This window comes from Micromonospora sp. NBRC 101691, assembly GCF_030269285.1.
GTDB lineage: Bacteria > Actinomycetota > Actinomycetes > Mycobacteriales > Micromonosporaceae > Micromonospora > Micromonospora echinospora.
The window spans coordinates 1-5,629 of the sequence record NZ_BSTB01000040.1 but is presented as its reverse complement, the minus strand read 5'-3'; the positions used below and the strand labels follow the sequence as shown (position 1 = coordinate 5,629).

The window sequence follows — 5,629 nt, the reverse complement described above, 5'->3', positions numbered from 1 at the left end:
GGACGCCGCCATCGGCGCCTACATCCGATGGCGCAACCAACACACCCGACCGAAAACCGGGTTCGCGACCAACTCCAAGATCCGCCACCCGGATTACCCGTTCAAGGCTGCATGACGAGGCACTAGCTAGGCGGCCCGGCAGCGCGACGCGCCGCCGCAGGGGCGGACGCGTGCACGGGGCTGTAAGGCACGACCGTACGCCGCATCCCTGCCGGCTGCACCGCTGGGGACGGGCGGTGCTGGTTCGGTCCGGCTGCGGGACTTGTCGGCCCACGTACCGGCCCTCGACTTCGGGCAAGGCCGGTGCTGTTTCCGACATCGTCGTCGCCGGTGCCGTCCTTACGTCCTCACATCGATTCGCCCATGGTCGGACGATTGTCAGCGCTCGTAGACCTCACGGCGGTGCGCGACACGGTAGATGGTGACCAGACGCTGCGCGTCATCGACCAGGTAGACGATCCGGTAGTCGCCGATGCGCACCCGCAGGGTCCCGGAGGGCTCACCAACCAGAGCTTTCGCCCCTGCTGGCCGAGGATCCGTCACCAACGCGACGATCACCTTCAGGGCCTCCCCGAAGGCAGGTCTGGGCAGTTTGTGAAGCTCACGAAGTGCGGCGGGATGGACCTCGACCCGACAGGTCATGCCGCGTCCAGGTCCCGAAGCGCATCATCGAGCGCCACGGGCTGCTGACCGTCGGCCACTCGCGCACGCACCACAGCCAGGTCGGCGGCGTCCCGGAGCGCCTCCAACTCCTGCCACTCGTCGAAGTCGACGATGACCGCTTCAGGCTGGCCGTACCGGGTGATGATGGCCGGCTCCCTGGTCCGCCGGACGTCCAGGACGATCGAGCCAAGCTGGTCCCGGGCGTCCTTCAACGGATACTCAGTCATGTACAGAATGTACACCGTGTACAACGTCAGCCGGCGGTGATCGGACCCATGAGCGTGCGGTCGGCCCCGATCAGTGGCCGGTTGCGGTGGAATGCGGTCGGCGTGTCGTGTAGCTGAGCTGCCAACAAGTGCGCCGCGCACGCCTCGCCGTCCGCGAGCCGGGACGATCACGAACCGCCGGTCGCCACCTGTGTGTCCAGGTCGTCGGCAGGGGGTGGGTCGACGGTCGGTGCCGCGTCGTGGGCTGGGCCGAGGGGAAGCGTCGGGGATGCCCGGCGGGGCGACAGCAGACGGGGCGTGGGGACCGGGCGCGGCGGGAGCAGCTTGGGCGGGACCGCGCCCGGGGCGGTGACCGGGGCCAGACCGGCGACCAGGGTGTTGACGATCTCGGCGGCGTACGCGCCGTCCGGGTCGTAGTCGGGGTCGAAGACGGTGAGTTCGACACCGAGGCAGTGCGGGGTGTCGACCAGCCCGGCGATCAGGATCTCCAACTCGGCGAAGGCGATGCCGCCCGGGTCGGGGGCGTCCACCGCCGGCATCACCGCCGGGTCGAGCACGTCCACGTCGACGTGCAGCCAGTAGCCGGCGCAGTCGGCCAACTGCTCGTGGGCCCACTGCGCGGTCCGGGCCGCCCCCTCGGCCCGCAGCGCCGGCACCGGCCGGTTGACGATGCCGGCGGCCTGGAGGTCGAGACGGTACTCGTCCTGGGCCCGGATGCCGAGCACCACCACGTCGACGTCCCGGAAGTACGGCCGGCGACCCTCGATCGCGGCCAGGTCGGCCTGCCCCCGCCCGGTCACCAGGGCGAGGTCCTCACCGGCGGCGGCCCCGACGTAGGAGGCGTTGCCGGGGTGCCGGAAGTCGGAGTGCCCGTCGACGAAGACCAGGCCGATCCGGCCGCCGACCGACTCCCCGAGGCGGTGCATGGCCAGGGCGGAACCGAGCAGGACCGAGCAGTCCCCGCCGAGCACCACCGGGAACTCGCCCCGGTCGATGATGTCCCCGATCCGCCCGGCCAGCGCCACCGAGTACTCCGCGATCTCGAACGAGTGGCAGACGCCGTCGCCGGGACGCCAGTCGCTCGGGTCGTACCGGGGTGGGGTCAGGCAGCCGGCGTCCCGGGCCCGCAGCCGGGCGAGGAGCCCGTGGTCACGCAACGCCCCCGGCGCCTTGGCGCAGCCCGGCACGCTGGTGAGCGTGGGTGGCCGCAGACCGAGGTTCGTCGGCGCGTCGAGGACGGCGATTCGGCGCGTCATGGGCTCCCGTCCTCGTGAGGGTCGGGCGGGCCGGCCACCGCCGGCCCGCGCGGGCGTGAGGGGTGGTCAGAACAGGGCGCTCGCCAGGGCTCGGCGGGCCTTGCCGACCGCGGGGTCGTCCGGGCCGGCGACGGTGAACAGCGAGACCAGGTGCTGGCGGGCCTTCTCCCGGTCGTCGCCGGCCGTCCGCTTGACCAGGGCGACCAGCCGAGCGTACGCCGCCTCGGCCTGACCGCTGAGCACCTCGACGTCGGCGGCGAGAAGTTGCGCGTCCACGTCGTCGTGGTTGGCCTCGGCGGCGGCGAACACGGCGACCGGGTCGGCCGCGCCGACCCGGCGGACCAGCCCCACCTGGGCCAGCCCCGCCTCGGCCGCAGCGTCCGCCGGGGTCTCGGCGAGGATCCTCCGGTACGCCGCCTCGGCCGCGTCGAGGTCGCCGACCATCAGCGCGTCGTCGGCCTCGTCGAGGCGGGGGTCACCGGCCGGCTCGACGGTGACGCCGCCGGCCTTCAGCACGGCCTGGATCCACTGCCGCAGCTGCGCCTCCGGCACCACGCCGGAGAAGGCGTCGATCGGCTGTCCGCCGACGACCGCGAAGACCATCGGGATGCCCTGCACCCGGAACATCTGGGCCAGTCGGGGATTGGCCTCGACGTCGACCTTGGCGAGCACCCACGCGCCACCACCCTCGGCGGCGAGCTTCTCCAGCACCGGGGAGAGCTGCTTGCAGGGCTCGCACCACTCGGCCCAGAAGTCGACCACGACCGGCGTGCTGAGGGACCGTTCCAGCACCTCGGACTGGAAGGTGGCCTCGGTAACGTCGATCACCGCGACCCCGGCGCCCGGTGTGGCACCACCCGGCACGCCGGCGGGCGGGCCGCCCTGGGCGGGGGCGGCGGGACGGGCAGGGGCGGACGGGCGCAGCGCGCTGAGGTCGACCGCGCCACGGGTGAAGATCGACGAGGTGATCCGTGGGTCGCTCATGGTTATCTAGTCTCGCACGTACCCGGTCCGGAACAGATCAGCCGACGTGCCGACACATGTGACTTCCACGGCTGGTCGCGGGCGGTGCGGAAGGCGGTGGAGGCCCCCGCACCGCCCGCGCCGGAAGTCAGAACCGGGCGGGTTCGCGGTAGACGCCCCACTCGGCACGCAGCGCGTCGCAGATCTCGCCGAGCGTGGCCTCGGCGCGGACCGCGTCGAGCATCGCCGGGATCATGTTCTCGTCGGTACGGCTGACCGCCACCATCCGCTCGATCGCGGCCTTGACGGCGTCGTTGTCCCGGCCGGTCTTGCGCTCGGCGAGGAGCTTCCGCTGCTCCAGCTCCACCTCGTGGGAGATACGCAGGATCTCCAGGTCCTTGGCGACCGTGCCGGTGTGGCAGTTGACCCCGACGATCTTCTTGTCGCCCTTCTCCAGCGCCTGCTGGTAGACGAAGGCCGCCTCGGCGATGTGCCCGGTGAACCAGCCGTCCTCGATGCCCCGCAGGATGCCGGAGGTCATCGGACCGATGGCGTGCGGACCGTCCCCGCCGAGCTGCCGGATCCGGGCGAAGATCTCCTCCGCCTCGGCCTCGATCCGGTCGGTCAGCGCCTCGACGTACCAGGAGCCGCCGAGCGGGTCGGCGACGTTGGTGACGCCGATCTCCTCCATCAGCACCTGCTGCGTGCGCAGGGCGATCTCGGCCGACTCGTCGGTGGGCAGCGCGAGCGTCTCGTCGAGGGCGTTGGTGTGCAGCGAGTTGGTGCCGCCGAGCACCGCCGCGAGGGCCTCCACCGCCGTACGGACCACGTTGTTGACCGGCTGCTGGGCGGTCAGCGACACCCCGGCGGTCTGGGTGTGGAACCGCATCCACATCGCCTTCTCGCTGGTGGCGCCGTAGACCTCCTTCAGCCAGCGGGCCCAGATCCGGCGGGCGGCCCGGAACTTGGCGATCTCCTCGAAGAAGTCGACGTGCGAGTCGAAGAAGAAGCTCAGCCCGGGGGCGAAGACGTTCACGTCCAGGCCCCGGGAGAGGCCCAGCTCCACGTAGCCGAACCCGTCGGCGAGGGTGTACGCCAGTTCCTGCGCGGCGGTCGAGCCGGCCTCGCGGATGTGGTAACCGGAGACCGACAGCGGCTTGTAGCGCGGGATGTCCCGGGCGCAGTACTCCATCAGGTCGCCGATCAGGCGCAGGTGCGGCTCGGGGTCGAAGAGCCACTCCTTCTGCGCGATGTACTCCTTGAAGATGTCGGTCTGGAGCGTGCCGTCGAGCGTGCCGATGTCGGCGCCCTGCCGCTCGGCGGCGACCAGGTACATGCAGAACACCGGCACCGCCGGGCCGGAGATGGTCATGCTGGTGGTGACCCCGGCCAGGTCGATGCCGTCGAAGAGCGCCTCCATGTCGGCGGCGCTGTCGATGGCGACGCCGCAGTGGCCGACCTCGCCGAGCGACTGCGGGTCGTCGGAGTCCCGCCCCATCAGGGTGGGCATGTCGAAGGCCACGGAGAGGCCGCCGCCGCCCGCGCCGAGGATCATCTTGTAGCGCTCGTTGGTCTGCTGGGCGTTGCCGAAGCCGGCGAACTGCCGGATCGTCCAGGTGCGGCCCCGGTAGCCGGTCGGGTACAGGCCCCGGGTGTACGGGTACTCCCCCGGCCAGCCGATGCGCTCGAAGCCCGGGTGGGCGACCCCCTCCGGCGGGCCGTACACCGGCTCGACCTCCAGCCCGGAGAGCGTGGTGAAGTCCGCGTCCCGCTTGCGCGCGGCGTCGTACCGGGCCTGCCAGCGGGCCCGGCCGGCGGCGATCTCGTCGGCGTTCATGCGCAGGGCTCCTCCTCGAGTCCTCGACTGCACGTCGAGTGTAGAGCCCATCCTGAACGATGGCTAAGGAAGTCGTCCCGCGCGGTCAGGCCGGCGGCGTGGCCGGGTCGCCCAGGGCCACGTCGTCGACCCGGATGTTGACCTCGTCGACCCGCAGCCCGTACGCCTCGACCGCCTGGGTGACGGCGGCCCGGACCCCGTCGGTCACCTGCGGCACCGGGCGGCCGGCGTCGATCACGATCACCAGGTTCACCACCGCCGCGCCGTCGGTGACGTGCGCGGAGCAGCCCCGCCGGGCGTCGCCGACCTGGTCCAGACCGACCTTGTCGAGCACGGCGTTGAAGAACCGGGCCACGTCACCGCCCAGCTCGGTCACCCCGGGCACGGACTTCGCGGCGGCCACCGCGATCTTCTCCACCACCTCGTCGGAGACGACGGTCGTGCCACCCGCCACCGCGCCCGGCGTCACGGCCAGCTCCTGTGTCGCCTCGTCAGCCATGCTCTCCCCACAGACACTCGTACCGCCCCACGCCGGCCGTGCGGCGGTGCGAGCGTACTAGTGCCTCGTCTTGGAACGTTGATCGTGTAATCCGCTGGTTCTGAGGATCTATCGGGCAGGCTGTCTCCCAGTGATTCGACCGTGGGAGGTGGTGGCTGGTGGGTAGACGGCCGGAGGTGTTCGT

General features: G+C 71.6%; 6 protein-coding genes and 1 pseudogene. 1 reads left to right on the top strand and 6 read right to left on the bottom strand.

The window, feature by feature from the left end; all coding sequences use genetic code 11:
• Positions 1-115, top strand: a pseudogene (locus tag QSK20_RS31795) (IS630 family transposase); the annotation flags it as partial.
• Between the two features lie 263 nt (positions 116-378).
• Here QSK20_RS31795 and QSK20_RS31790 read toward each other — a convergent pair.
• The 6 genes from QSK20_RS31790 to QSK20_RS31765 all read right to left on the bottom strand — a co-directional run bounded on the left by QSK20_RS31790 (position 379) and on the right by QSK20_RS31765 (position 5,445).
• A complete protein-coding gene (locus QSK20_RS31790) occupies positions 379-642 on the bottom strand; it encodes a type II toxin-antitoxin system RelE family toxin (protein ID WP_285792301.1) in 264 nt (87 codons plus the stop codon).
• On the bottom strand, positions 639-890 hold the full coding sequence (locus QSK20_RS31785) for a type II toxin-antitoxin system Phd/YefM family antitoxin (RefSeq protein ID WP_285792302.1): 252 nt from the start codon (positions 888-890) through the stop codon (positions 639-641). The genes QSK20_RS31790 and QSK20_RS31785 overlap by 4 nt, the downstream gene beginning before the upstream one ends.
• A 167-nt stretch (positions 891-1,057) precedes the next feature.
• Positions 1,058-2,146, bottom strand: coding sequence for an arginase family protein (locus tag QSK20_RS31780; protein ID WP_502889097.1), 1,089 nt, complete (start codon positions 2,144-2,146; stop codon positions 1,058-1,060).
• Between the two features lie 66 nt (positions 2,147-2,212).
• Positions 2,213-3,130: a tetratricopeptide repeat protein gene (locus tag QSK20_RS31775; protein WP_285792300.1), complete on the bottom strand. Its 918-nt coding sequence runs from the start codon at positions 3,128-3,130 to the stop codon at positions 2,213-2,215.
• A 127-nt stretch (positions 3,131-3,257) separates the two neighbouring features.
• Positions 3,258-4,946 carry a coenzyme B12-dependent isobutyryl-CoA mutase large subunit gene (icmA, locus tag QSK20_RS31770; RefSeq protein WP_285792299.1) on the bottom strand — a complete coding sequence of 563 codons (1,689 nt, stop codon included), beginning with the start codon at positions 4,944-4,946 and terminating at the stop codon, positions 3,258-3,260.
• Positions 4,947-5,031: 85 nt separating this feature from the next.
• Entirely contained in the window at positions 5,032-5,445 is a 414-nt protein-coding gene (locus QSK20_RS31765; protein ID WP_285792298.1) for an Asp23/Gls24 family envelope stress response protein, read from the bottom strand.
• Positions 5,446-5,629: the final 184 nt, after the last annotated feature.